Below are 23,100 nucleotides of genomic sequence, written 5' to 3' on the forward strand. Positions count from 1 at the left end.
GAAAGAGTATTTGCAGATATGAAAGAGAAACATGGTTTGCGTTGGACTACGTTAAGAGGTTTGAAAAAAGTCTCGATGCAGGCGATGTTAGTTTTTGCTGCCATGAATTTGAAAAAGCTAGCGAATTGGACGTGGAAGAGACGTCCGAATCGCTCTCAATTTTTTATTTCATCCAAGATTTTAAGCATTTTTGACAAAAATAACCTCATACTAGGTAATTTAGCATGAGGTTAGTCTTCAGTCTGAGACATGCCCTTAGGCATGTCTAATTTAATTTACTAGATAGCCTAGCTAGTGTGGCTATTTTTTTGTCTTTTCTCTACTTAAGTGTAACGAAGGATGTAAATCGAGGCACTTGCAAAATTTCTAAGCATATGGAAAGATTAGAGTAAAAGTATTTAGGAGTAATGTCTATGAAAATAGAAGGTATTGCGGCATCGAAGGGAATAGCAATTGCAAGGGCTTATCTTCTTGAAAATTCAGAGCTAATGATCAAAAAAAGAAAAATAAAAGATATTGATGCTGAAATTAATATCTTAGAAAAAGCGCTTGAAAAAACTATTTCAGATTTAGAAGAAATTAAAAATAAAGCTAATAGAGAATTAGGAGAAGATAAATCAAGAATATTTCTTGCACATCAATTAGTCCTAAAAGATCCTGAATTCATAAAAATGGTAAAAGATAAGATTAAAAAAGAACATTTAAATGCTGAGTTCGCAATAAATGAGGTTGCAACAGGATTTATTAAAGAGTTCGAAAAAATGAAGGACCATTATTTTATAGAAAGGGCCACTGATATTTATGATGTGACAAAAAGGGTATTATCTAATATTTTAGGCAGAGATTATCTCGATCTGAGAACCATTTCAGGTGAAGTAATAATTGTAGCAAAAGATTTAACTCCTTCTGAAACAATTCAGTTAGATAAAAAATATATCAAAGGATTTGTTACAGACCTTGGAGGAATAACCTCCCATTCATCTATTTTGGCTCGATCAATGGAAATACCCGCAGTTGTTGGAGTGAAGGATGTTTTTAAAAAAGTAACTAATAATGCATTACTTATTTTAGATGGAAACACCGGAGAAGTAATCGTTAATCCATCCACTGATGTTATTAGAGAGTATCAAATAAAACAAAAAAAGTATGAACAACATAAGGTCATGTTAAGAAGATTGATTGATAAACCTACTATTACACGTGACAAGCATGTCGTTAAACTTGTAGCCAATATTAGTTCACCAGATGAAGTGCGGGATGTAATTGCAAATGGTGGAGAAGGAATAGGATTGTATAGATCTGAATTCTTATTTTTGGGAGCTGAAAAACTTCCAACTGAAGAAGAACAGTTCATGGCTTATAAGTCTGTGCTTCAACAAATGCGTGGTAAGCCTGTCGTTGTAAGAACATTGGATATTGGTGGGGATAAAGAACTCTCGATCCTCAATTTACCTAAAGAATTAAATCCATTCCTTGGATTTAGGGCTATTCGATTAACTTTAGATAAACAAGATATATTCCGTGTTCATTTAAGAGCATTACTTCGTGCAAGCAGCTATGGTAATTTAAAAATTATGTTTCCAATGATTGCAACGTTAAATGAATTACGACAAGCAAAGCAGATATTGATTGAGGAGAAAAATAAGTTAGTTGAAGAAGGTGGAGAAGTATCAGATACCATTGAAGTAGGCATGATGATAGAAATTCCATCAGCAGCTATCCTTGCGGATCAATTTGCTAAGGAAGTAGATTTCTTTAGTATTGGGACAAATGACCTAATTCAATTTATGATGGCAGCTGATCGAATGAATGATAAAGTTTCATATTTGTATCAACCATACAATCCCGCCATTTTAAGATTGCTTGATATGGTGATTAAAGCAGCTCATAAAGAGGGTAAATGGGTTGGGATGTGTGGAGAAATGGCGAAAGACCCTATTGCGATTCCGCTTCTGTTAGGGATGGGGTTAGATGACTTTAGTATGAGTCCGTCATCTATCCTGTCTGTAAGAGAGCAATTAGCCACACTATCTAAAGCAGAAGCAGCTAAAATCCTTGATAAAGTATTATCGATGGCAACAACAGATGAGGTTATTAAATTGGTAAAGGATAGATTTCGAATTTTAGATTATTGATGTTTAAGTGGTTAATGACAAAAAAAGCCCATCTTTTCGATTCAAAAGATGGGCAAATCAAAAATAACTCTCATTTCCCTTATTCTACCACGAACTCTAGGAAGAAATAAAGATTATCTTACTAAATTATATCAAAAGAATTGTTATGTTATGAAGAGGTTTTTAAAAAACTCTGATTTTTTTTTAAATAATATTTTTGATATACCTTTATTTAGGGATAAACCTACCATTTAGTAACGAGTCTATTAATTCATCATCTTTGACTAAGATATTCAAGTCGGGAACCTCTACTATAAACTGCTTTTTTTTATAATCGTATTTTAACTTACCACTTGGCTTAATTTGATAAAAATAAACATCTTCATTGTTTTTAATAGCAATTTTTTTAACCTGATTAAGAATAATGAATAAATCACCCCAATAGGGAAGATAAGGTTTTTGATTATGAATTTTTAAAACCGATTTTAATTCCTCTAATAATGATTCGATAGCTTTCACAAAATCACCATATCTATTTATGTTTTTTTCTGCATTATACCATATCATATTTTTAATGATTTTATTTTTTTTGCAACTATTTTATTATTCAGGAGATAATGGAACCATTGGTCCGATTATTAACGATTCAGGTGGTGTGTCAAAGATAGAGGACGGTGTAATTTCTTGAGCATCACCGATTAAAAAAACTGCTGAGCTAGCGACAGCCCCAATTTTTATATCACCAATTGAAATCCCATGATTGATCACAGTGAACTCCATCAATCATTCTCCTTTCTTGGTAAATGTAGGATAAAGGTTTCGATTGCTCTTTGAATGTCTTTTTGTATTTTTTTAATAATCGTTTCTTCTATCTCTTTTAAATTATTATCATTTATCTTGTTATACATCTGCTTAAAATATAATTCGACCTGTTGATCAATTTGTTTTTCTATATCATTAATAATTAATTGTTTATAAGAATCATCTAATTTATAGTCGTATTTGTTAGCGATCTTATTAATCACATTACTTGCCTCGTTGTTTAAATATTCGTTAATTAATTTTTTAATATTATAAATTAGATCAGGATAGTTCTTTTTTATCGGTATTGTAACTTCATCTATTGAATCTCCATCGACAACTAATTCTTCAATGGAACCTGTTTTATAAGGTGTTATGCCAATGTTTAACGTTCCATCCAATCTCTCGATTTTTAATTGGTCAAATTTATATTCTATTTTCTCTACTTTTATTGGCTTCTCTTCTCTTAACAAGGCTATTTCTGAATGTAGTTGTCTGACATCATTTTCTAATTTTTTTATCTTTTTATTCTGCAACTCAATTTTCTTTTGAATTTCTTCAAGATATTGATAAAAATCATTAACTGGATACATCTTCAACCCAGCTCCTTTTACGTCCATTTACAATTTGAAATCTCGACTTAATTTAGTTTTGCTTTATTTTATGCAGAAAAAGAGTGTAGGTGAATGCCCATTTTTATAGTTAATTTTTTTGGAAAGAAGGGTTATCATACAAAATTTGACGAAAATGCTTGACTCTAACTTGATTGTCAATAAAATTTGTTGAACCGATTTGAAAAACACCTGAGGCAGCAATACTTAAAATTTTTATATTATCAACTTCAATCAGTGGTTTTATGTTCAAGACTTTCGTCTTAACAGGTATTTTTAATGCAACAGGTTTTGGAATTGGACGTAAAAAAAGTGGGTATTCGTATATATTTCCTTCATCTTCATAAAAAATGGGAATTTCTCTTTGTACTGCTAAGATTTTTGCCCTAGGTTCAATAATTTTTGTATCCCCAGTAATGACAGTAGCACTAGATATAACATTGATAATTTTTATATTGTTTACTTTTGAAATTCTATTCATAATGGCTTCACCTCAAGTGATGCTATTTGTTTTGTAACCCATAAGTTTCTACAACATGGCTATTGCTATTAGGTGAAGGGAGGATTACGAGGGGAAGGTCATTTCTTTTAGGAGATCTAGCTGGTGCACTGAATCCACCAGTATTATAAAGTTTAGAAAGAGTATTAACGATACCAGAGCTACCTATTTGTAATATTGAAGAATTACTAATTGAACCAACTTTTAAATTATAAACAACTATACTCTGATGTACTATGAGTTTCATCTTACCACCTCTAGGGAATAGGATTTTTAGGCATTTGCGGCTGTGGTTGTGTCGGCAACGTCGTTATCAATATTTGTTTGCCCTGTTATCCCTTGTTTAGATAATTGAAAATCTCCAGTACTGAATGAACCAGCACCAGCAAAGGTTTTAGAAGTGCTTTTTGGAGCGATATAAAAGGAGTCTCCAAAATTAACAACCCCCGAAACGCTAACGATTTTAATGTTTCCAATGATTGAAGGCATGGCAAAACATCCTTTTTAGTAAATTAATAATTTATTTTATGAATAAAATTGATAATACGTACTTGCGATTGTCTTAGTATATAAATGAAATATTTTTTAATAATATATGTTTGTGCCTAGCTAATGGTTAAGAATATTTCTCTACCTTAAGCGTATAAATGTAAAGAATTTTAGTAATAAGACATGATAGAAAGGAAGAGGGATTATGTACGGGAAAGGTTCAGTTAAAGCGGAAAATTTAGATCAAGATAGAATTGAAGATAAGGAATTATTTGATAAAATTTCTAACACATTAAAACAGTTGTGTCTGAAACAAGAGATCATTAATATTGCTCAATTCAATATTGTCGTTAGTAAAAAATATTATATAACTGAAGAAATATTATTGAAGGAGTTAAAATGTAGAATTTCTGAACTCATATCTAATAATACCAAAATATATATTGAACAGTTAGAAATAGACATTTCAGTAGCTATTATTTACAAAATATTAGGTGAACAAAGTTAATAAAAAAAAAGCGTCCTAAATAAAAGGACACTATTTATCTTCAAGTAAGTGTTCAAAGCTAATGGTTAAGATCTTTTTGATGTGTTCATCTTTCAGAGAATATAAAATTGAAGTTCCCTGCTTTTTTGAAGAAGTAATTCCTAAATTTTTCATTAGTCGTAAGTGATGACTAGTATTGGCAATAGACAAATTAACTACATTTGCAATATCATGCACGCAAAGATTGTCATGTTTAAGAAGTAAATACCCTATTTTTACTCGATTAATATCAGAAAATGCTTTAAAAAAATTAGCAATCAATTCCGTTGGTATATTAGAAATATCTTCAGTTATTTCTTGCTGATCAATGATGTTCAGTTTGCAAATGTGTGTTTCCGTCACAACTATCACCACTCTCACAAATGTCTTCCTTTTCAATTTGAATAGTGCTATGTTTAATTCCAAAATTTTCTTTAATTATCTTTTTTATATTATTAATTATAACATCATTTTCAGTGGCTTTATCTTTATTTATTACTACATGACAACTCAAAGCTGAAACGTCAGATGTTATCGACCATACGTGTAAGTCATGTATTGTTTCGATTTCAGGTAACTGTAAAATAGCATTGCGCACATTATCTAGTTTAATATTGGTTGGTACACCTTCCATAAGAATATGAATTGATGAAAATGTTACTCGAATTCCTCCAACTAAAATAAGTATTGCTACCAATAAACTGGCTATAGGGTCTGCAATTTTCCATCCGAATAGGTAAATTAATAATGAGGCGACAATTGCCCCAATTGATCCCAAAAGGTCGCCTATTACATGAAGAAAGGCACTTTTGAGATTTAGGTTATCCTTATCACCTTTCATTAAAATGAAGGCTGCGATGATGTTTACGAGTAAGCCAATAATAGCTATCCAAAACATTCCTAAACCATAAATTTCAGGCGGATAATAAATTCTTTTGATCCCCTCATAGATAATACCGATGGCGATTAATATCAAAGTTAATCCATTTAACAAAGAAGCCAAAATCTCTGCACGTTTATAACCATAACTTTTTGTAGAATTGGCCGGTTTAATTGAAAGCCAAAATGCTAATAAACTTAATAATAATGCTACAGAATCACTAAGCATATGACCTGCATCAGATAAAAGTGCAAGGGAATTAGTTATTATACCTCCAATAAATTCAACAAACATATAACCTGTGATTATAAAAAAGGCCTGTCTTAATAGTTTTTGATTAGTATGAGAGTGATGTTGACTATGATTGTGTCCATGTCCCATATTAATAACTCCTTTATAAAATATAATTACTCTGAAATAATAGTAACAAAATCACAACATTTATTCAAGTATTCATTTGAATATTATAATAACAAGAGCAAGAATATAATTGCAGAAATATCACATAATAATGCAAATTATTTCAATATTTCTAATATATCAAAGCTTATTTAAATCTCAAAAAAGTAATTGTATAATGAATATTGTAACCCAAGTAAAAAGGGGAGGATGCATAAATATGAATGTAAGCGAATACACAGATTTGGTTGAAAAGAGATTAGAAAGAAATTTTGATATAGAAAGAAATATAAACTTTTTAAATCTTGATATACCTTTGTTTGCAAAAATGGAAATGTTTAACGAAAAATATTTTGCCTCAAAGCAAGTTAAGGTTTGGCGCGCTGAAAATTATGAATATATTTTTTTAAAGGACTTCAGTACCATTAACGAAAAAACTATAGAAGATTTTCAGAAATTTTTAATAAATGCTTTAGAAGAATTAGTTGATCCACATAATGAACATATGTCTAGTGTGATTACGGGGGTTATGGTAACAAGCAATTTTCCTGAGGATTTAGAGAATAAAATTAAAAAGTTTAAACACAAAAAAATCTATGCCTTTTCATTTAAGGGGTGGGCAGAAGTCAGGCTCATGGTTGTTAGTCTTCACTCAAATAGAGTGATTAGTAATAGAAAAGGGAAGGAGGTTCAAGATTTCTATTTACCAACAGGTATAAAAAGAAAAAAGGGAATTATTAATTTTTTTAGTAAATGATTTGAGGAGGTTAATTTATGAGTGCATTAGTTTTGATTGCAATTGCATTAATTTTATTTTTAGTAGCTTATAAGACATATGGTACTTATCTTGCTAAAAAGTTTGATTTAGATGACTCAAGAGAAACTCCTGCTCATACTTTTAATGATGGTGTGGACTATGTACCTGCTAAAGCGCCTGTTCTTTTAGGGCATCACTTTGCTTCAATCGCTGGAGCTGCTCCTATTATTGGTCCTGTTACTGCAGCTGTATTCGGTTGGGTACCTGCTTTTTTATGGATAGTTTTAGGTGGGATTTTCCTTGGAGCAGTACATGATTTTTCTTCTATCGTGGCTTCTGTTCGTCATAAAGGTAAGTCTATTGGCGCAATTATTGATAGCACTATTGGTGATACTGGTAAGAGATTGTTTAATATCTTCGCATGGTTAACTTTAGTTTTAATTATCGCTGCGTTTGCTAACGTAGTAGCTAAAACTTTCGTTAAAGTACCTGAAGCTGGTACATCTTCATTATTATTTATTGCTATTGCAATTTTATATGGTTATTTTGTTTATCGTAATAATTTTCCGGTTGTTTTGGGAACAATTATCGGTGTAGCACTTTTAATCTTTGCAATCTGGTTTGGAGTACAATACCCATTAGTATTATCTTTTAATACATGGGTTGCTTTAATGTTAATCTACGTTGTTATTGCTTCAGTAGTACCTGTATGGATTTTACTTCAACCTAGAGATTATTTGAATTCTTTCTTATTGTATGCAATGCTTGGTGGAGCAGTTATTGGTTTATTCTTCTATAATCCAAAAATTGAATTCGTTGCTTTTGCTGGGTTTGAAACTGACTTAGGTTGGATGTTCCCAGTGTTATTCGTTACTATAGCTTGTGGAGCCATTTCTGGTTTCCATTCCTTAGTTTCTTCCGGGACAACTTCTAAGCAATTAAATAAGGAATCTGATGCTAAATTAATCGGTTATGGTGGTATGTTAATCGAGTCAACATTAGCAATTATCGCATTGATCACTGCTATCATGTTATCTCAAGGAGATTATGCTGCTAGTTTAGCTGATGGTGGTCCTGTAGCATTATTCTCTAGAGGTGTAGGTAGTTTCTTAGAAACGTTAGGTTTTTCCTATAATGTTGGTGTGACATTTACTTCTCTTGTGGTTTCTGCATTTGCTTTAACTACATTAGATACAGCTACAAGACTTGGGCGTTATATTTTCCAAGAGCTATTTGAAAGTAAAGATAAGGCTACTGGTACAACAAAGAAAAACATTGGAACCAATCCTTACTTTGCAACTATCATTACTGTACTAGCGGCTGGTTCATTAGCAGTTGGTAACTGGAAAGCAATTTGGCCTATCTTCGGTTCGGCTAACCAATTATTGGCAGCAATTGCCTTACTTGCCGTATCTGTATGGTTAGCTAAAATCGGTAAAAAGAATGGCTTTGTGAAATATCCTATGTACTTCATGTTTGCAGTTACTTTATCAGCATTAGCTCAACTTATTTATAAAAATATTTTGGGCGGCAAATTCGTATTATCATTTGTTGCAATCGCATTATTTATCCTTGCTATTGTCCTAGCAGGATTTGCTAGAAAAACTTTAAAACAAGTTAGCAATAATTCTGGAGTAAGTGCGTAGAAAGGATTTTAAGATGAGCAAAGATAGTATTATTATCGTGAGGGAACAGGATGAACTTATAGCAGCCTGTTGTGTTCCCTTTGAAGGTGAATTCGTAAGAGAAGTTGGGAAAGAAAACCTATTTTCGAATCAAAATGATATAATACAATCCACAGGAGAACTTTATCAAAGATTGAAAGGACAGTATGGTGATTTGATCAATTTGGATGTTGTTGATCCAAGAAATCACGCCTATTTATTTCCTCGATTAGTAAAGGATATCTTCAAATATCGAGTCTCGTTGTGGCAAGCATTGAAAACTATCTTTGCCTTAAGATCACCTGCGGTTGTTTGTAACGGTAGGTTGATAAGTTCGGGTCAAAAACAGCTTTCTAGCAAGGTTATTGATGAAATAAATGAAATAATTCAACAATCATAAAAGAGAAAGGGCTTATACCTTTCTCTTTTCTTTATAAAACACTATTTATTTTTTCTTGAATAATTGGGAATTCTTCAAATCCTAAGGTTCTTACATCTAATAAAAATTGTTCATCATTGACACGGCCTATTATATTCGGAGGATTGGTTCTTAGTTTTTGCTCGAAACGGTGTAAAGATATATTATTTGGTTTAATTGCGATTAATTTGGTTGGAAGTTTAACATCCGGTAAAGAACCACCACCAACTTCAGAGTAACCATCAATTATTGCGATAGTCGCTTTCTTATCAACGATGGGGAGAAGCATTTGATATAATAATTGACTACGTTCTTCTATTGTCTTTTGATTCATTAAAATCATTTGTAGCGTTGGGATTTTCTCTACGGCTTCATCAAGTACATAATGTCTTAGAGTTGCCTCTAATGCTGCCAAAGTCATTTTATCGATCCTTAGAGAACGTGTTAACTGATTTTTTTTCAATCTTTCTATCCATTGTTTTTTGCCGACGATAATCCCTGATTGAGGACCTCCCAATAACTTATCTCCACTAAAAGATATGATATCGGCTCCAGCTGCAACAGCTTCTTGAACAGTAGGTTCTTCTCCAATTCGATGTTTTTTCAGATCATAGAGGACTCCACTTCCCAAGTCTTCGTAGACTGGAATATTATTTTCTTTACCAATTTCTACGAGGGTTTTTAAGCAAACCTCTTTGGTAAAACCAATTGTTTTAAAATTACTTGTATGCACTTTCATTAATAATCCTGTTCGGTCAGTTATAGCTCGTTCATAATCGTAACGATGAGTTTTATTAGTTGTTCCGACTTCTACTAAATGTGCACCACTTTGGACCATAATTTCTGAAACTCTAAAAGAACCACCTATTTCCACGAGTTGTCCTCTAGATACAATAACTTCTTTGTCTTTAGCCATTTCTCTAAGGATTAAAAAAACAGCAGCAGCATTATTATTTACTACCAATGCTGCTTCAGCACCAGTAATTTGGATTAATAGTTCCTCAACATGTTCATATCTAGAACCACGTTTGCCTTCATCTATACGGTATTCTAGGTTGGAATAATTGACAGCTGCATTTTGAACTGCCAAAATTGCTTCTTTAGAAAGTTTTGCTCGCCCAAGATTGGTGTGGAGGATCACTCCTGTACCATTAATGACAGGATGTAAATGTGCCGAAGTTAATTTGTTATATTGGTTAGTAATTTTATCAAGGATATCTGAAATACTAATGTTTTTAGGGCTTTCTGTAGTTAAGATAGATTCCCTTTCTTTATCTATAATTTTAGCTGTAATGTCTGAAATTAATTCAAAATTGGATTTTGTGATCAATTCTTTGATCTCTGGTAATTGTAATATAGTATTAACAGCCGGCAAATTTCTCAATGCTTCCTTTTGATTAATTGATAACATAACATATCTCCCTCGAAATAGCTATTAGCACCCACACCAAAAGATGTGGGTACAAAATAGTCATTAAATAACAATAATTTTCTCTGGATGTTTATCTGTAAATTCACCAATGATCTTGGCATCAATTACTCCATTGTCGTGCATTTCTTCAAGTAATGTTTCAGCCATATCACCTTTTACTGCCACAAGTAGTCCTCCTGAAGTTACAGCATCAGCGAGGATCAACTGGTCATGGTAGTCCAAACGTTCAGCAAAAGTAGTGTGTTTTGAAACCCATCTTAGATTATCCTTACTTCCAGCAGGGACAACATTTTTAATCGCTAATTCTTTTGTTCCTTCAAGAATTGGAACCGTAGATGAATCAATAACTAGACCAACATTGGTTTTTGTGATCATTTCTAGTGCATGGCCTAAAAGCCCAAAGCCAGTAACATCAGTTACAGCAGAAATAGGATAACCTTTCATTACTTCAGCAGCATATTTATTCAACTGAGACATTACTTCAGTTACACGTTTAATTTTTACTTTATCTAAAACAGCATCTTTAATTCCCTTTGTTTGAATACCTACACCAATTGGTTTGGTAATTATCAATTTGTCTCCTGGTTTTGCACCAACATTAGTCCATATTTCCCCTGGATGTGCTTTTCCAGTTACTGATAGTCCGATAATCGGTTCTACATTGTCAATTGAGTGACCACCAATCAATGATGCACCGGATTCTTTAACTTTATCTGCGCTTCCTCTTAGAATTTCTGCCAGCATTTCTGGCCCTAATTTGTTGATTGGATAACCAACAATATTCATGCAAGTTAAAGGTTGACCTCCCATAGCATAGATATCACTTAAAGAGTTAGCGGCAGCTATTTGTCCGTACATATATGGATCATCAACGATCGGCGTGAAAAAATCTAAAGTTTGTATTAATGCTAAATCATCAGAAACTTTATAGACACCTGCATCATCAGGGGTTTCTAAACCAACGAGTACATCAGGATTTGTTTCATGTTTTGGTAATTGACGCAAAACTTGCGCCAGGTCATGGGGACCAATTTTACAGCCTCATCCAGATTTAGAAGTAGTTTGAGTTAAACGGATTTTGTCTTTCATATTGATCAAATCCATTATGAAACCCCTCCTTTTGTGTAGACTAATAATAAGTATAAAATAAAATGGAAGAAAAATCATTCTTTTTGGTCAGAAAAAGGTTTTAAGTGTTTTTTAATGACTAAAACTTTGATATTATGTTCTTTATGGGAAAATATTTAGCTAGAAAAGGGTGTTTATATGAATTACGACTATATTTTGGTTAGATATGGTGAGATAGCGTTAAAAGGAAAAAATCGCTATAAATTTGAAGATAGATTGGCACAAAATATTAGGAATGTATTAAAAGACCTAGAAAAAACCAAGGTAACTAAGACATTTGGAAGAATCTATGTGGAGTTAAATGGCGAAGCAAGTGATACGGTTACCGAAAGGTTGAAAAAAGTATTTGGATTAATTTCTTTTAGTCCAGTAAAGAAATCAGATGTGGATATTGAAGAAATTAAAAAAACTGCTTTAGAATTGATTAAAAAATCCAAACCTGTACCTAAAACATTTAAGGTGGAGACTAAAAGGCCATATAAAAATTTCCCATTGAAATCACCTGAAATAACATATGAAGTTGGGTCGCATATATTAAGAAATACTGAAAATCTAACCGTTGATGTTCATAATCCAGATGTTACCGTAAACATTGAGGTTCGCGAAGAAGGGGCATATATTTTTTCTGAGGTGATCAAAGGGATTGGTGGAATGCCTGGTGAATCTAGTGGAAAAGGTATGGTTCTGCTTTCTGGTGGAATTGACAGTCCTGTTGCTAGCTGGTTTGCAATGAAACGAGGTTTACTAGTTGAAGGTATTCACTTCCATACCTATCCAATAACAGCAGAAGAATCGTTAGAAAAAGTACTGGATCTTGCTAAAGTTTTGTCGAATTATTCCGGTCAATTTAAGGTTCACTTTGTTCCGTTTTTGGAGATTCAATCCGAAATCAGAAAATATGCTCCAGAAAGTCATTATATTACTATAATGAGAAGGATGTTTTTACGAATTGCTGAAAAATTGGCTGAAAAAAGAAAGGCATTGGCATTAGTTACTGGTGAAAGTTTAGGTCAAGTTGCCAGTCAAACATTACATAGCATGCATACTATTAACCAAGTGACTAATATTCCAATTATTAGACCCTTAATAACAATGGACAAGTTAGAAATCATTGAGGTTGCTAAAAAAATTGGAACTTACGAGGCTTCAATTCGTCCATTTGAAGATTGTTGTTCTTTGTTCGTACCTAAAAATCCAGCTACTAAGCCGACTATTAAGGTGAGTGAAAAGGCGGAAAAATACATGCCAATTGATGATTTAATTGATGAAGCACTAGAGAAGACAAGATTGGTTACTTTTACACCATATTCAAATATTACGGTAAAGGATGTCTTAAAAGACGATTATATTGAGTTACCAAAATGATAATATTGTATTGGATCAGTATCCCTAATTTGGGATACTTTTTTTGTACAGTAACGTACTTCAGTATTCATTTGTATTAATTTACCTTTTAGCGGAAAAAATAAACTTGCTACTTGTATTTCATTAGTTTTCACTACAGGTAGAAAGGAGCAGTTAGGAATTGAATGACGGGTTATTGCGTTTTTGGATGATTTATGATTTTATTTATCAGCATTTGACTCGGATTGAATATGTTGATAAGGAAAATGGAAATATCTTCAGGGTAGTTTTTTGTAAATATCGGGGTCCTAAACTGGTTACACATGATGGTGTGGAAATAAATAATGGTGATCCGATTGTCAAATTACATATTTATAATTATAAACTAACAAAAATGTTAAAAGGAATAGACAATGATATTAAATTAGGCCTAACTGCCTTAAAGATCGTCAAAAATTCCTTACCAGGTTTAGCTAGATATGTAGAACAGCATCCCAAAGGTGAAAATGTTAAGGCAATTATCGGTACAACAATTTTACATCGAGGAGTTAGTAAGCTAGGATTTGATGTTGAGTATGTACCAAATAAGCTGAGATATAAAATAAAAAACAAATATTTAATTTTTCTTCTATCATTAATTCATCCTGATGGGAGAAAAAGGATCAAAAGGCGTCAAGAAGAGTTAACCTTAAAAAGAGTTTATATTTCTAAAGAGCATTTATTAAATTTATATTTTCATTCTAAGCAATTGGAGGAACAGGTTTGAAAATCTTGATAGTTACTGAAAGTATGGCTGGTAAAGGACATTACAAGGCAGCAGAATCTATTGCTAAGTCAATAGAAAGCAGCAAGATTTCTCATGAAGTGAAGATTGTTAATTTATTGCCAATAGTTAGCAAAAATTTAGAACAAATTGTAAAGGTGATTTATATGACGATTCTCAAAAAAATCCCGAAGTTATGGGGGTGGATGCATCAAAGAGAATCAAAGTTTGCACTTTATTTTAAAAAGATTATCGCATATATAATGATTATAAGATTAAAAAGGTTTATAGAAATAGAAAAACCAGAGTTAATTATTGCTACTCATGCAAGTGGATTAACAGCGTTATCCATGTTAAAAACAAAAAATAAATATCGTTTAGCAGCTGTTTTTACTGACTATCAAGTAAATAGTTTTTGGGTAGATAAAAACATTGACTATTATTTTGTAGCTCATCAAGAATTTAAAACAAAGCTGATCGAGGAATATCAGGTTAACCCTTCAAAAGTGTTTGTATCAGGCATTCCAATTGATCCCATCTTCTTTTACTCAACCAAAAGATCAAAAATTTTTTTGGCGGATTTGAAAAAAAAGTTTAGGATCTTGATTATGGGAGGGGGATTTGGACTTGGTAGTATCAAGGAAATAATTTGTTCACTAAATCTAGTAAAAGATGTACCTATCTCAATTACTGTGGTAACTGGCATGAATCAGCAATTATTTAGAGAACTTTCTCTATTGAAGTCAACTCTAAATGTTCCTCTTAAAGTGTTAAAGTATCAAGAAGATGTCTTTACTTTAATGAAAAATAATGATCTTTTAATATCTAAGGCTGGAGGATTAACGATTTCTGAAGCTTTATCAGTACCGATTCCAATTCTGATATATAGACCACTTCCAGGGCAGGAGGAGAAAAACTCTAAATTCTTGATAAAAATGAAATCGGTAATCAGAATCAGTCGATTAGAGGATATTCAGTACTGGACTAAGTACTTATATTACCATCCTAACTTTTATCTAAAACTGATACAGCAGGAACAAAAGATTGCTAAACCAGATTCTGCAATCTATATTTCTAACATATTGTTAAATCAGAATAAAAAAATTTAATCCCCTGTGCTTTGGCAATACATAGGGGATTTTTCTTAGAATTATTTTTAGGAAATTAAAGTGTGAAGTGTGATTTCTGGTCTTGAACCAAGTCGGATATTTAAAGCTGTTTGGCCTAATCCTTCATTAATGTAAAATGGTTTGTTTTCGTGAAAATTTAAGCCTTTTATTATTTTTTTGCGAGGTAATTTTCCCATTTTAATCAAATGAAATGGCTTTGGCCAAAAGATTTGACCGCCGTGGAAATGACCTGATAATAAATAATCAAAATGATAATTATTCATCTTGAGTACGATATTAGGATCGTGAGTTAAAACAAGATTGATCCCAGGTTTTATGCCCTCATACGACTTTTTAATATCACTTCGTTTTGTCTTATAATCATCTATTCCGATTATGTTAATGTCTTGGCCGTTGATGTTTATAACTTTATTTTCATTTCTTAAAACGACTGCACCTGTTTCTTCAATAATTTGTTGAAAATGATCAATTTTACTTTTTAATAAATAATCATGATTGCCAAATACTACATAAATACCATATTTGGGCTTCAATTGATGTAATACAGATAAATAGTTTAAAAATTTATCAATACTTTTATACTTATCCAAATAATCACCTGTTAATGCAATAAGATCAATAGTGTTGTCTTCTAACTTTTGTTTGAGCTGTTTTGGAGTAACTGAAATTTTTTCCATATGCAGATCAGAAAGATGTAGGATTCGAATTGGAATCGTTGGTGTTTCGCTATTTAGCTTTAATTTGATATGACTTAGGTTAGGATAGTAGGTATTTTTATGGGCACGATAATACAGATAAAAAATTGGTATTATTAATATTAACCAACTCATGTAATCACCTTTTTCTATAAAAATAAATAATTGTTGAAATACTATTTTGTAAAAAAGATACACAGTAAATGATAAACTACAATATATCATCTTGTATATAATTAATATATGGAAATAATGTATATAACATAGGAAATACTAAAAAGACTTACACTTATAAGTGTAAGCCGTTTTATAATCCGATAATATGGATAATCGACACTTAAATGTAGATATATAATTGCTATCGTATTACAATGGATGATATCTCGTTAATTGGGAAAAAGAGAATTTTAAGGGGGAACACAATGGAACAGATTGAATTTTCACTTACTTCGTTACTCATCGTGACGATCCTATCTTTTTTTATACCAATTTTATTAAAAAAATTCAAAAGAGTATCTATTCCGGTAATTGTTGGAGAAATTGTAGTGGGAATGTTAATCGGGAAAAGTGGATTTGATATTATAGTTGTGGATGATTCATTAAGATTTTTACAGTTTTTCGGATTAGCATATTTGATGTTTACAGCCGGTCTAGAAATTGATTTTGAAGTTTTATTAAATAAAAACGTTGATACTAAAATCAAATCAAAAGTTAAATCATTATCCAATCCAATTATTCTATCAACGCTGCTCTTAACAATAACGCTAGTATTGGCATATATATCATCTTTAATTTTGAAAAAATATAATTTAATTAGTGATCCAATGTTTATGTCGTTAATAATCGGAACTACATCATTAGGTATTGTTATGCCAACTCTTAAAGAAAAGAGATTATCGGGAACAAATTATGGGCAATACATAATCACAGGGGCAGTGATGGCAGATTTTGTAACAATGTTATTAATTTCTGTAGTTCTTTCGATTTTTGAGGGAGGGCTTACTCTCGATATTTTATTGGTTTTTGTTTTATTGGTGCTAGTGTTTGTTTTATATCGAATAAGTACGAGATTACAGGACAATCCTATATTTGCTGAATTGGCACATGGTACAACCCAACTAGGAATAAGAGGTTCTTTTGCAGTTATGTTACTTTTTTTAGTTTTGACCCAATATATTGGAGTTGAAATGATTCTAGGAGCTTTCTTGGCTGGAATGGTTGTATCTCTAGCAAGCCAAACATATCGAGAGGAAATTTACCATAAATTAGATGCGATAGGATTTGGTTTTCTAATCCCCATCTTTTTTATCTTAGTAGGAGTAAATTTTGATTTTTCGGTTTTCATCAAAAATCCAAAGGGACTATTATTAGTGCCACTATTATTTGTTTTGGTGTATGTTGTAAAAGGACTGCCTGCATTGCTCCTAAAATTAGTTTTTCCTTTTAAAGAGGCGGTTGCTGGAGGGGTACTTTTAACTTCAAAACTAAGTCTAACCATTGCTGCTGCAGCAATAGGTTTGCAAATTGGGGCGATTTCTGAGGAAGTAAGTGCAGCTATTTTGTTAGTTTCTATTTTAACTAGTATCATATCTCCAATTACCTTTGAGAAATTAATCCCTACTCAGGAAAATACTGAGGAAGAAAAACACATTGTAATCATTGGTTCGACAAAACAGACTTTATTGTTAGCGAAAAGATTAGTAAAGGACGGTATCCATGTTTTAATAATTGAATCTAAACGGGATAAAGCTGAGGACATGTTGACAAGAGGAATTGAAGTTGTTTGGGGAAATGCTTTGGATATGGAATTACTTGATGAAATCGATATGGAAAATGCACGTGCTGCCATCGTCGGGACAGGTAATAACGAAGTCAATTTCCAGATATCTTGCCGAATAGTCAAACATTTTAAAAGAGAAGTAATTACTTTATTAGATGATCCGGTGTATATTGAAAAAGCACAGAGTAACGAAAAAATAAGAGTCGTAAATCCTCATATGTCTACAGTAAGTTTATTAGAAACCATGATTCATCATCCACTTACTACAACTATTCTTGAGGATAAACGGGATCTTCATATCGAAGAAGTAGAAGTTATTAACCCTTCTATAATTGGTAAAAAGTTACGCCATGTAAAAATGCCGGGAGATATATTAATATTTTCAATTTATCGTAATGGTGAAACCTTGGTTCCGCACGGCGATACAGAATTTGAACAGGGTGATATTGTACTTGTTGTAGGTACGAATAATGATATTAAATACTTTTCGAAATTTGCATTAGATTCCTGAATATTTATGGCCACAAAGAGGTCTTAAGGATGTGTTTTTATGAAAAATATAGACAAACATATTATTTTAATTGGTTTCATGGGTTCCGGAAAAAGCTCAGTTGGGAGAGAGTTGGCTAAGCGGTTAAATGTGAAACATTTTGATACCGATGAAGAGATTGAAAAAAGTGAACAGCTGAGTGTCAAAGAAATTTTTGAAACTAAAGGTGAGCAATATTTCCGTCAATTAGAAAAAAAAATCTTTGAACTGACGATAAAAGCCTCTTTACCTGCTGTAATCTCAACTGGTGGTGGTTTAGTTTTATCTAAAAACAATAGAGAACTTATGAAGGATTCTTATGTAATATTCCTTGATACTTCAGCTAATGAGATCTACAATCGACTCAAAGATAACAAAGACCGACCGTTATTAAATAATGGAAAAGAGTTAACAACAACGATTACGGATATTTTGGGGGAAAGACAAAAAATTTATCAGCAAATTGCTGATTTAACAGTTGGCACTGATGGAAAACAGATTGAACAAATTGTTGACCAAATTTTATCCAAATTATAAATGAATAAAAAACTTAAATCTGTAGATACTAAATAGCAAAAAGGAGAGTATTTTCAATGAGTGCCAACGATTTAGTTAAATATTTAACCGTTCAATTTGTTGAGCGTATAGATAATCCTAGATCGAAAAATTTAACTATTGATTATCATAATCCGAATCATGATTCATTCTCAACCCGTTGGTTTGGATTAATCCCTTTATCACTAAAAATTATGGCTAGGCGATTTCAAAAAAATGATTAAAGTTGCATAGAAAGACTCCTTCTCGTTCATATTATTTCAGAGAGGGGGTGTTTTTCGTTGCCACGAATCGCTATTGAGCAAAATTTACAACCTGTTAAAGATTATCTTTCAAACAACGGATATGAGGTAGTTGATTTAAACCAAAGTTTAGATCAAGTTGATGCGATTGTAGTTTCTGGGCAGGATAAAGACGTTTTAGGAATGCAAGATATTACTTCTGAAGCACCGGTAATCAATGCTAATGGACTTTCTCCTGAAGAAGTGTATCAAAAAATTTCTGAGCGTTTCTAAATATTTTAAAAAAAGAGCAATGGAAATCCTCCATAGCTCTTTTTTAATCCCAGAGATAAAAATTACCGAAGTTAATCATATCATTATATGAAATAAACCTGATTGAATCTAAGGATTCCTCATAAATCGCAATATATAGATTATTTTGCCACAAATGATAGCCGACTACAGGATATGCAAATTGCACCAGATTATTGTATTTGGATCCAACAAATAATATTTTATTCTCTTGTCCTAATAATTTGGTGATGTCAGTGCTACTTAATGGCTGAAGGTCAGTGGTACCCAATAACCAAAAAAGGTCATCATAAGGATCAAATATTAGCGATGTATTTAATAAAGACGCTTTTAGACTATCTGTGTTTTTAAGGTGATTATTTAATATTTTTTTTAATGAGGTTGTAACTAATTTTGGCAATATGTCTCCATTGGAAGCATCAATGTAAATATTTTCATTATTCAATTCCACTTTCCAAAAGTTCTCAATCGGAGAGTAGTATGTAAGAGAATTGAGTTCAATAGTTCTGAACCGGGGATCTAAAATTATGTTCTTACTGTAGGGACTGAGTTTACCAAAACCATATTCAACGATATTAGCTTCAATTAGGTTATCATCAATATCAGTGAGAATATATCCACTAATATCATCGTTTGATAAATTATATACATAAAGACTATTTTGTTTATTTAATTTAATCTTTTTCATTTCAACTTTCGTATCTAAATTAATTATTTGTTTCAGCCATGAAATAATTTTATCATTATTTGTTTGTTTTGGAATACCATAAATAATTTGTTGTGATGCAAGTAATAAAGTCAAAATAATAAGTATCCTAAATAGATATTTATTAGACTTTTGAGTTTTCTTCATTTCATCACCTCGCTTTTCTGATCATTGATATTTCTTGAATCATTTACTTTAACTAATTGCTTCTAGCTTCTTTTTTTTAATTCTAACTAAAATGGTTTGCAAAGTCTGTTACAATCTGTCGGTGATATGAATTTTTTTTAATTTTTTCTTTTCGTTTAATCCTATGATATTTTTGTCTTTATATGCTTATTTTATCTAAGTAAAAGATACCGAAATTAATTGGGCTCACTTCGATTTTTGGTGAATATTGCCATTTAACTTCTTCAATTCTTTTTTCTTTTTCGACAAGCAGCTCAATATTTGTTTTATTTTCTGATTCAATTTCATAAAAAAGTTCTACCATTTTAAGCTCTTCTTTTAATCTTTCATTTGCTTCAATCGCCCAATTAAAATTTTGTTTATGAATTTCATGGATAATCCATTCTTCTAATTGTAATGCCGCTTCCCGAATTGAAATAAACGGGGCGAGTGTTGAAACATTTGCTGGAAGGACTGGGCTTAGGTCTAATTGTTTTAAATATTGGTAAAAATTTTGTTTCATTTTACCTGTACCAAGGTCAATTCCAAGGGAAATCAGGAGATCTTTTTTCTGATCACTAATAAATTCAACCTTATAATTAACTCCTAGCCAGGGACTAAGAGTATAGTAATTTGTTGGTATTTGTACACCGCGAATTTTTTGCTTCGGTTGTTGATATAATCTAACCATTTTCCCTCTTTTTTTTGCGGAATTAAAAATTTGTTTCAGCCTTTCTGATCCAAATCGAATCTCTTCACCCCGAATACCTTCGGGAACTTTTTTCTGATCAAAAATAAATGTCATCGTTAGTGTTTCAGGTTCTGCACCTGTTCGTTCCACGAAAGTCCAATAATATGGTCGATTGGTTAAATCTTTGTCAACTTCCACAGAAAGTTTAACCTCTAGATGTCCAGGTCCTTCTTCAATAAAATGGCATTGATGTATCATAAAATATCGTTTTAAATAATCCCTTACCCATATTTGATTCATACTAATTACCTCTCCTAAATTTTACCAATATTAGATAAACGACTCCTAAAGTCTTGTTCATCTTTAGAATTTATTAAAATTTCCATAATATTATTTTCGATATTATCTAAATTTAATTTTTCTAAAATAGTCTCTAATGATCCGATAACATTTTCGAACATTTGAATTTTTTCATGGAGGAGAAACAAAATATGCTCTTCAATCGTTCCCTTTGTTGAAAGATTATATATATATACGTCCCTAGTTTGTCCTAGTCGATGGACACGCCCTATCCTTTGTTCAACTCTCATTGGATTCCATGGCATATCGTAGTTGATGATATGATTACAAAACTGTAGATTGATTCCTTCGCCCCCAGCCTCGGTTGCTACCATAACTTGGGCTTTTCTTTGAAACAATTCCATCATCCAATCCTTTTTTCCTCGATTAAAGCCACCACGATAAGGAACGGAGTATATTCCTTGTTCAGCGAGTTTGTTAATCAAAAATTCTTGGGTGGCCCTATATTCGGTAAAAATAATTACCTTATCATTTATCTTTTTGATCAATTTAATCACTTCATTGGCTTTAGATTGAAGTTCCACTTTTTTAGCAATCTGAACCAGTTTTAATATTTCATTCTTTAAAGTTTCATTTCCACCTGAATTCTTAAATAAATTAACTAGCGTGATAAATGCGGCATCACGACTACTACAAATTTCTCTTTGTAGAGTAATTAGAGTAAACATATTTTTAAGATCACCATTAAATTTATGGTAATGTTCTTTAACAAAATTGGTGATTGCTTGGTAAAGTTCTCGTTCTTTAGGTGTAAGTTCAATTGGAATTGTATGTACAATTCGCTTTGGAAATTTTATTTCGATTTTTTTATCAGAGCGTTTGTTTCTGATCATGACCTTTTCAATTTCTTTTCTTAATAGCTCTTTATTCTTAGGACTTCTTTTGTCTTTCATATGTTCTTTTTGAAAAGAATTAAATTTGCCAAAATGTCCAGGCTTTAATAAAGTTACGAGATTATATAATTCAGTAATATCATTTTGAATAGGGGTGGCGGTTAATAGAAGAATGAATTTTTTTTTGATATTATTTATAAACTCCCAGTTTTTCGTCCGTCTGTTCTTTAACTTATGTGCTTCATCTACGATTAATAAATCATAGTGCTGTTTCATAATATGATTTCGATGAGGATTTCTTTTAGATGTATCCATCGATGCAACAATAATGTCGTATTTTTCCCACATCCATTCTTTTTTTTGAGCTACGGCAGGGATTCCAAATTTTTGGTTAAGTTCCCTTGTCCATTGAAGAACAAGTGAGGCAGGAACAAGAACCAGAACTTTTTTAGCTAATCCCCTTATTAGATATTCCTTAAGAATTAATCCAGCTTCTATTGTTTTACCTAGCCCCACTTCGTCTGCTAAGATTGCTCTGCCATGCATTTCATTTAAAACTTTTTTAGCTGTTTCAATTTGATGAGGAAAAGGTGTTAGATTTGGCAAATGATTCAAACATTGGAGCTCATTAAAATCTTTTACTTGTAATGCTTCTTCAGCTTGATAAGCTAAATGAAAAACATCCCATAAATCCCATGGTCCGTTCTGGGAATGGGAGCTTTGCAGCTCATAAATCCATTGTTGATGAAAGTGAATTGGTACAACAAGTTCTTCATTGATTTTAATGGAGTATGTTCTATCTTTTTTATGTTGCATCATCAAACCCCATTTCGAAAATAATACTCAATAGTTAAAATTATTGATCTTTTAAGTCTTTCTTATGTACTTAATAGTATGTAGTTAATATATTCGATTTATGTAAACATTTAAAAGTTTGGAAAAAAACTATCATACGACAATATAAATTGATATAATATTTTTAAGGATATTCAAAAAGTTGAAAAAAGTTATTATAGTATAATAAAGGCGTATGAAGGTAAAGGGAGAGACTACTTAAATGTAGCGCCGAAGGAGCAAGCTATATAGTGAATCTCTCAGGCAAAAGAACCTTTACTGGACGCAACTCTGGAGAGAGCTCATCTGAGCCGCCAAAGGGGAAACTTTAGTTAGCTAAGGGTAACTCTCAGGCAAAAAGGACAGAGTAAAGAAAGGTGTCTTTTTCATCTTTTTTTGCCCTGTCCTTTTTATATGTTGTTTGATATTTTCCTTTTTTAATTCCTTTGTTATTGGAATACTGT

General features: G+C 31.9%; 27 protein-coding genes and 2 riboswitches. Of the genes, 13 read left to right on the forward strand and 14 right to left on the reverse strand.

Annotated elements, in window-relative coordinates; genetic code table 11:
- Together BHF71_RS12265 and ptsP are read left to right on the forward strand one after the other, a co-directional pair.
- Positions 1-228, forward strand: a 228-nt coding sequence (locus BHF71_RS12265) for a transposase (protein ID WP_084024083.1), incomplete at its 5' end; no start/stop codon positions are given.
- A 179-nt stretch (positions 229-407) separates the two neighbouring features.
- Positions 408-2,135 carry a phosphoenolpyruvate--protein phosphotransferase gene (gene ptsP, locus BHF71_RS04680; RefSeq protein ID WP_069656510.1) on the forward strand — a complete coding sequence of 576 codons (1,728 nt, stop codon included), beginning with the start codon at positions 408-410 and terminating at the stop codon, positions 2,133-2,135.
- A gap of 207 nt (positions 2,136-2,342) precedes the next feature.
- Here ptsP and BHF71_RS04685 read toward each other — a convergent pair whose 3' ends face one another.
- From BHF71_RS04685 to BHF71_RS04710, 6 genes are all read right to left on the reverse strand, one after another.
- Complete coding sequence (locus tag BHF71_RS04685; protein ID WP_069656511.1) at positions 2,343-2,633, reverse strand: hypothetical protein; 291 nt, start codon at positions 2,631-2,633, stop codon at positions 2,343-2,345.
- 84 nt (positions 2,634-2,717) lie between these two features.
- Positions 2,718-2,894 (reverse strand): spore gernimation protein GerPD, encoded by a 177-nt coding sequence (locus BHF71_RS04690; RefSeq protein WP_069656512.1) that lies wholly within the window; start codon positions 2,892-2,894, stop codon positions 2,718-2,720.
- Positions 2,894-3,508 (reverse strand): spore germination protein GerPC, encoded by a 615-nt coding sequence (gerPC, locus tag BHF71_RS04695; RefSeq protein ID WP_069656513.1) that lies wholly within the window; start codon positions 3,506-3,508, stop codon positions 2,894-2,896. Before gerPC ends, BHF71_RS04690 begins: the two co-directional genes overlap by 1 nt.
- A gap of 109 nt (positions 3,509-3,617) precedes the next feature.
- A complete protein-coding gene (locus BHF71_RS04700) occupies positions 3,618-4,007 on the reverse strand; it encodes a spore germination protein GerPE (protein WP_069656514.1) in 390 nt (129 codons plus the stop codon).
- A 22-nt stretch (positions 4,008-4,029) separates the two neighbouring features.
- Positions 4,030-4,272, reverse strand: a complete 243-nt coding sequence (locus BHF71_RS04705; protein WP_069656515.1) for a spore germination protein GerPB — start codon at positions 4,270-4,272, stop codon at positions 4,030-4,032.
- A gap of 26 nt (positions 4,273-4,298) precedes the next feature.
- Positions 4,299-4,514, reverse strand: coding sequence for a spore germination protein (locus BHF71_RS04710; RefSeq protein ID WP_069656516.1), 216 nt, complete (start codon positions 4,512-4,514; stop codon positions 4,299-4,301).
- A 205-nt stretch (positions 4,515-4,719) separates the two neighbouring features.
- Here BHF71_RS04710 and BHF71_RS04715 point away from each other — a divergent pair, with 205 nt between their 5' ends.
- Positions 4,720-5,022, forward strand: coding sequence for a hypothetical protein (locus tag BHF71_RS04715; RefSeq protein WP_069656517.1), 303 nt, complete (start codon positions 4,720-4,722; stop codon positions 5,020-5,022).
- 30 nt (positions 5,023-5,052) lie between these two features.
- Here BHF71_RS04715 and BHF71_RS04720 read toward each other — a convergent pair whose 3' ends face one another.
- Together BHF71_RS04720 and BHF71_RS04725 are read right to left on the reverse strand one after the other, a co-directional pair.
- Positions 5,053-5,403, reverse strand: a complete 351-nt coding sequence (locus BHF71_RS04720) for an ArsR/SmtB family transcription factor (RefSeq protein ID WP_069656518.1) — start codon at positions 5,401-5,403, stop codon at positions 5,053-5,055.
- Positions 5,366-6,301, reverse strand: coding sequence for a cation diffusion facilitator family transporter (locus BHF71_RS04725; protein ID WP_069656519.1), 936 nt, complete (start codon positions 6,299-6,301; stop codon positions 5,366-5,368). The genes BHF71_RS04720 and BHF71_RS04725 overlap by 38 nt, the downstream gene beginning before the upstream one ends.
- A gap of 238 nt (positions 6,302-6,539) precedes the next feature.
- Between BHF71_RS04725 and BHF71_RS04730 the strand changes: the two genes are divergently transcribed.
- Genes BHF71_RS04730 through BHF71_RS04740 form a run of 3 tightly spaced genes read left to right on the forward strand, consistent with a single transcriptional unit; the run spans position 6,540 to position 9,140 of the window.
- Positions 6,540-7,076, forward strand: a complete 537-nt coding sequence (locus BHF71_RS04730; protein ID WP_069656520.1) for a DUF8052 family protein — start codon at positions 6,540-6,542, stop codon at positions 7,074-7,076.
- Between the two features lie 17 nt (positions 7,077-7,093).
- Complete coding sequence (locus tag BHF71_RS04735) at positions 7,094-8,722, forward strand: carbon starvation CstA family protein (protein ID WP_069656521.1); 1,629 nt, start codon at positions 7,094-7,096, stop codon at positions 8,720-8,722.
- A 13-nt stretch (positions 8,723-8,735) separates the two neighbouring features.
- Positions 8,736-9,140 (forward strand): hypothetical protein, encoded by a 405-nt coding sequence (locus BHF71_RS04740; protein ID WP_069656522.1) that lies wholly within the window; start codon positions 8,736-8,738, stop codon positions 9,138-9,140.
- 31 nt (positions 9,141-9,171) lie between these two features.
- Here the strand turns inward: BHF71_RS04740 and selA are convergent, their stop codons facing one another.
- Positions 9,172-10,569, reverse strand: a complete 1,398-nt coding sequence (gene selA / locus BHF71_RS04745; RefSeq protein WP_069656523.1) for an L-seryl-tRNA(Sec) selenium transferase — start codon at positions 10,567-10,569, stop codon at positions 9,172-9,174.
- Positions 10,570-10,632: 63 nt separating this feature from the next.
- A complete protein-coding gene (gene selD, locus BHF71_RS04750) occupies positions 10,633-11,679 on the reverse strand; it encodes a selenide, water dikinase SelD (RefSeq protein ID WP_176717307.1) in 1,047 nt (348 codons plus the stop codon).
- A 177-nt stretch (positions 11,680-11,856) separates the two neighbouring features.
- Here selD and thiI point away from each other — a divergent pair, with 177 nt between their 5' ends.
- The 3 genes from thiI (at position 11,857) to BHF71_RS04765 (ending at position 14,934) form a co-directional block, all read left to right on the forward strand.
- Positions 11,857-13,083 carry a tRNA uracil 4-sulfurtransferase ThiI gene (thiI, locus tag BHF71_RS04755; RefSeq protein WP_069656525.1) on the forward strand — a complete coding sequence of 409 codons (1,227 nt, stop codon included), beginning with the start codon at positions 11,857-11,859 and terminating at the stop codon, positions 13,081-13,083.
- Positions 13,084-13,243: 160 nt separating this feature from the next.
- Complete coding sequence (locus tag BHF71_RS04760) at positions 13,244-13,828, forward strand: YkoP family protein (protein WP_069656526.1); 585 nt, start codon at positions 13,244-13,246, stop codon at positions 13,826-13,828.
- On the forward strand, positions 13,825-14,934 hold the full coding sequence (locus BHF71_RS04765; RefSeq protein ID WP_069656527.1) for an MGDG synthase family glycosyltransferase: 1,110 nt from the start codon (positions 13,825-13,827) through the stop codon (positions 14,932-14,934). The genes BHF71_RS04760 and BHF71_RS04765 overlap by 4 nt, the downstream gene beginning before the upstream one ends.
- A 47-nt stretch (positions 14,935-14,981) precedes the next feature.
- Here BHF71_RS04765 and BHF71_RS04770 read toward each other — a convergent pair whose 3' ends face one another.
- On the reverse strand, positions 14,982-15,785 hold the full coding sequence (locus tag BHF71_RS04770; RefSeq protein WP_069656528.1) for a metallophosphoesterase: 804 nt from the start codon (positions 15,783-15,785) through the stop codon (positions 14,982-14,984).
- Between the two features lie 287 nt (positions 15,786-16,072).
- On the opposite strand from BHF71_RS04770, the gene BHF71_RS04775 reads away from it, so the two are divergent.
- Genes BHF71_RS04775 through BHF71_RS04790 form a run of 4 tightly spaced genes read left to right on the forward strand, consistent with a single transcriptional unit; the run spans position 16,073 to position 19,029 of the window.
- A complete protein-coding gene (locus BHF71_RS04775) occupies positions 16,073-17,941 on the forward strand; it encodes a monovalent cation:proton antiporter family protein (protein ID WP_069656529.1) in 1,869 nt (622 codons plus the stop codon).
- 39 nt (positions 17,942-17,980) lie between these two features.
- Complete coding sequence (locus tag BHF71_RS04780; RefSeq protein ID WP_069656530.1) at positions 17,981-18,496, forward strand: shikimate kinase; 516 nt, start codon at positions 17,981-17,983, stop codon at positions 18,494-18,496.
- Positions 18,497-18,552: 56 nt separating this feature from the next.
- Entirely contained in the window at positions 18,553-18,738 is a 186-nt protein-coding gene (locus BHF71_RS04785) for a YqzE family protein (protein ID WP_069656531.1), read from the forward strand.
- 57 nt (positions 18,739-18,795) lie between these two features.
- On the forward strand, positions 18,796-19,029 hold the full coding sequence (locus BHF71_RS04790) for a YkuS family protein (RefSeq protein ID WP_069656532.1): 234 nt from the start codon (positions 18,796-18,798) through the stop codon (positions 19,027-19,029).
- Positions 19,030-19,072: 43 nt separating this feature from the next.
- Here BHF71_RS04790 and BHF71_RS04795 read toward each other — a convergent pair whose 3' ends face one another.
- The 3 genes from BHF71_RS04795 to BHF71_RS04805 form a co-directional block, all read right to left on the reverse strand.
- Entirely contained in the window at positions 19,073-19,900 is an 828-nt protein-coding gene (locus BHF71_RS04795) for a hypothetical protein (RefSeq protein ID WP_069656533.1), read from the reverse strand.
- Between the two features lie 178 nt (positions 19,901-20,078).
- Positions 20,079-20,909, reverse strand: coding sequence for a YqhG family protein (locus BHF71_RS04800; protein WP_069656534.1), 831 nt, complete (start codon positions 20,907-20,909; stop codon positions 20,079-20,081).
- Positions 20,910-20,923: 14 nt separating this feature from the next.
- A complete protein-coding gene (locus tag BHF71_RS04805; protein ID WP_069656535.1) occupies positions 20,924-22,618 on the reverse strand; it encodes a DEAD/DEAH box helicase in 1,695 nt (564 codons plus the stop codon).
- 214 nt (positions 22,619-22,832) lie between these two features.
- Positions 22,833-22,922: riboswitch (glycine riboswitch) on the forward strand.
- Between the two features lie 2 nt (positions 22,923-22,924).
- A riboswitch (glycine riboswitch) is annotated at positions 22,925-23,005 on the forward strand.
- The last annotated feature ends 95 nt before the right edge of the window (positions 23,006-23,100 follow it).

Origin of the sequence: Vulcanibacillus modesticaldus, from assembly GCF_001730235.1 — a bacterium.
In the GTDB taxonomy this organism is placed as follows: domain Bacteria; phylum Bacillota; class Bacilli; order Tepidibacillales; family Tepidibacillaceae; genus Vulcanibacillus; species Vulcanibacillus modesticaldus.

Excerpts from the sequence above, each read along its gene's own strand:
- ptsP (WP_069656510.1), top strand. The coding sequence starts at position 408 with ATGTCTATGAAAATAGAAGGTATTGCGGCATCGAAGGGAATAGCAATT.
- BHF71_RS04690 (WP_069656512.1), bottom strand. The coding sequence starts at position 2,894 with ATGGAGTTCACTGTGATCAATCATGGGATTTCAATTGGTGATATAAAA.
- gerPC (WP_069656513.1), bottom strand. The coding sequence starts at position 3,508 with ATGTATCCAGTTAATGATTTTTATCAATATCTTGAAGAAATTCAAAAG.
- BHF71_RS04700 (WP_069656514.1), bottom strand. The coding sequence starts at position 4,007 with ATGAATAGAATTTCAAAAGTAAACAATATAAAAATTATCAATGTTATA.
- BHF71_RS04705 (WP_069656515.1), bottom strand. The coding sequence starts at position 4,272 with ATGAAACTCATAGTACATCAGAGTATAGTTGTTTATAATTTAAAAGTT.
- BHF71_RS04710 (WP_069656516.1), bottom strand. The coding sequence starts at position 4,514 with ATGCCTTCAATCATTGGAAACATTAAAATCGTTAGCGTTTCGGGGGTT.
- BHF71_RS04715 (WP_069656517.1), top strand. The coding sequence starts at position 4,720 with ATGTACGGGAAAGGTTCAGTTAAAGCGGAAAATTTAGATCAAGATAGA.
- BHF71_RS04725 (WP_069656519.1), bottom strand. The coding sequence starts at position 6,301 with ATGGGACATGGACACAATCATAGTCAACATCACTCTCATACTAATCAA.
- BHF71_RS04730 (WP_069656520.1), top strand. The coding sequence starts at position 6,540 with ATGAATGTAAGCGAATACACAGATTTGGTTGAAAAGAGATTAGAAAGA.
- BHF71_RS04735 (WP_069656521.1), top strand. The coding sequence starts at position 7,094 with ATGAGTGCATTAGTTTTGATTGCAATTGCATTAATTTTATTTTTAGTA.
- BHF71_RS04740 (WP_069656522.1), top strand. The coding sequence starts at position 8,736 with ATGAGCAAAGATAGTATTATTATCGTGAGGGAACAGGATGAACTTATA.
- selA (WP_069656523.1), bottom strand. The coding sequence starts at position 10,569 with ATGTTATCAATTAATCAAAAGGAAGCATTGAGAAATTTGCCGGCTGTT.
- thiI (WP_069656525.1), top strand. The coding sequence starts at position 11,857 with ATGAATTACGACTATATTTTGGTTAGATATGGTGAGATAGCGTTAAAA.
- BHF71_RS04770 (WP_069656528.1), bottom strand. The coding sequence starts at position 15,785 with ATGAGTTGGTTAATATTAATAATACCAATTTTTTATCTGTATTATCGT.
- BHF71_RS04775 (WP_069656529.1), top strand. The coding sequence starts at position 16,073 with ATGGAACAGATTGAATTTTCACTTACTTCGTTACTCATCGTGACGATC.
- BHF71_RS04780 (WP_069656530.1), top strand. The coding sequence starts at position 17,981 with ATGAAAAATATAGACAAACATATTATTTTAATTGGTTTCATGGGTTCC.
- BHF71_RS04785 (WP_069656531.1), top strand. The coding sequence starts at position 18,553 with ATGAGTGCCAACGATTTAGTTAAATATTTAACCGTTCAATTTGTTGAG.
- BHF71_RS04795 (WP_069656533.1), bottom strand. The coding sequence starts at position 19,900 with ATGAAGAAAACTCAAAAGTCTAATAAATATCTATTTAGGATACTTATT.
- BHF71_RS04800 (WP_069656534.1), bottom strand. The coding sequence starts at position 20,909 with ATGAATCAAATATGGGTAAGGGATTATTTAAAACGATATTTTATGATA.
- BHF71_RS04805 (WP_069656535.1), bottom strand. The coding sequence starts at position 22,618 with ATGCAACATAAAAAAGATAGAACATACTCCATTAAAATCAATGAAGAA.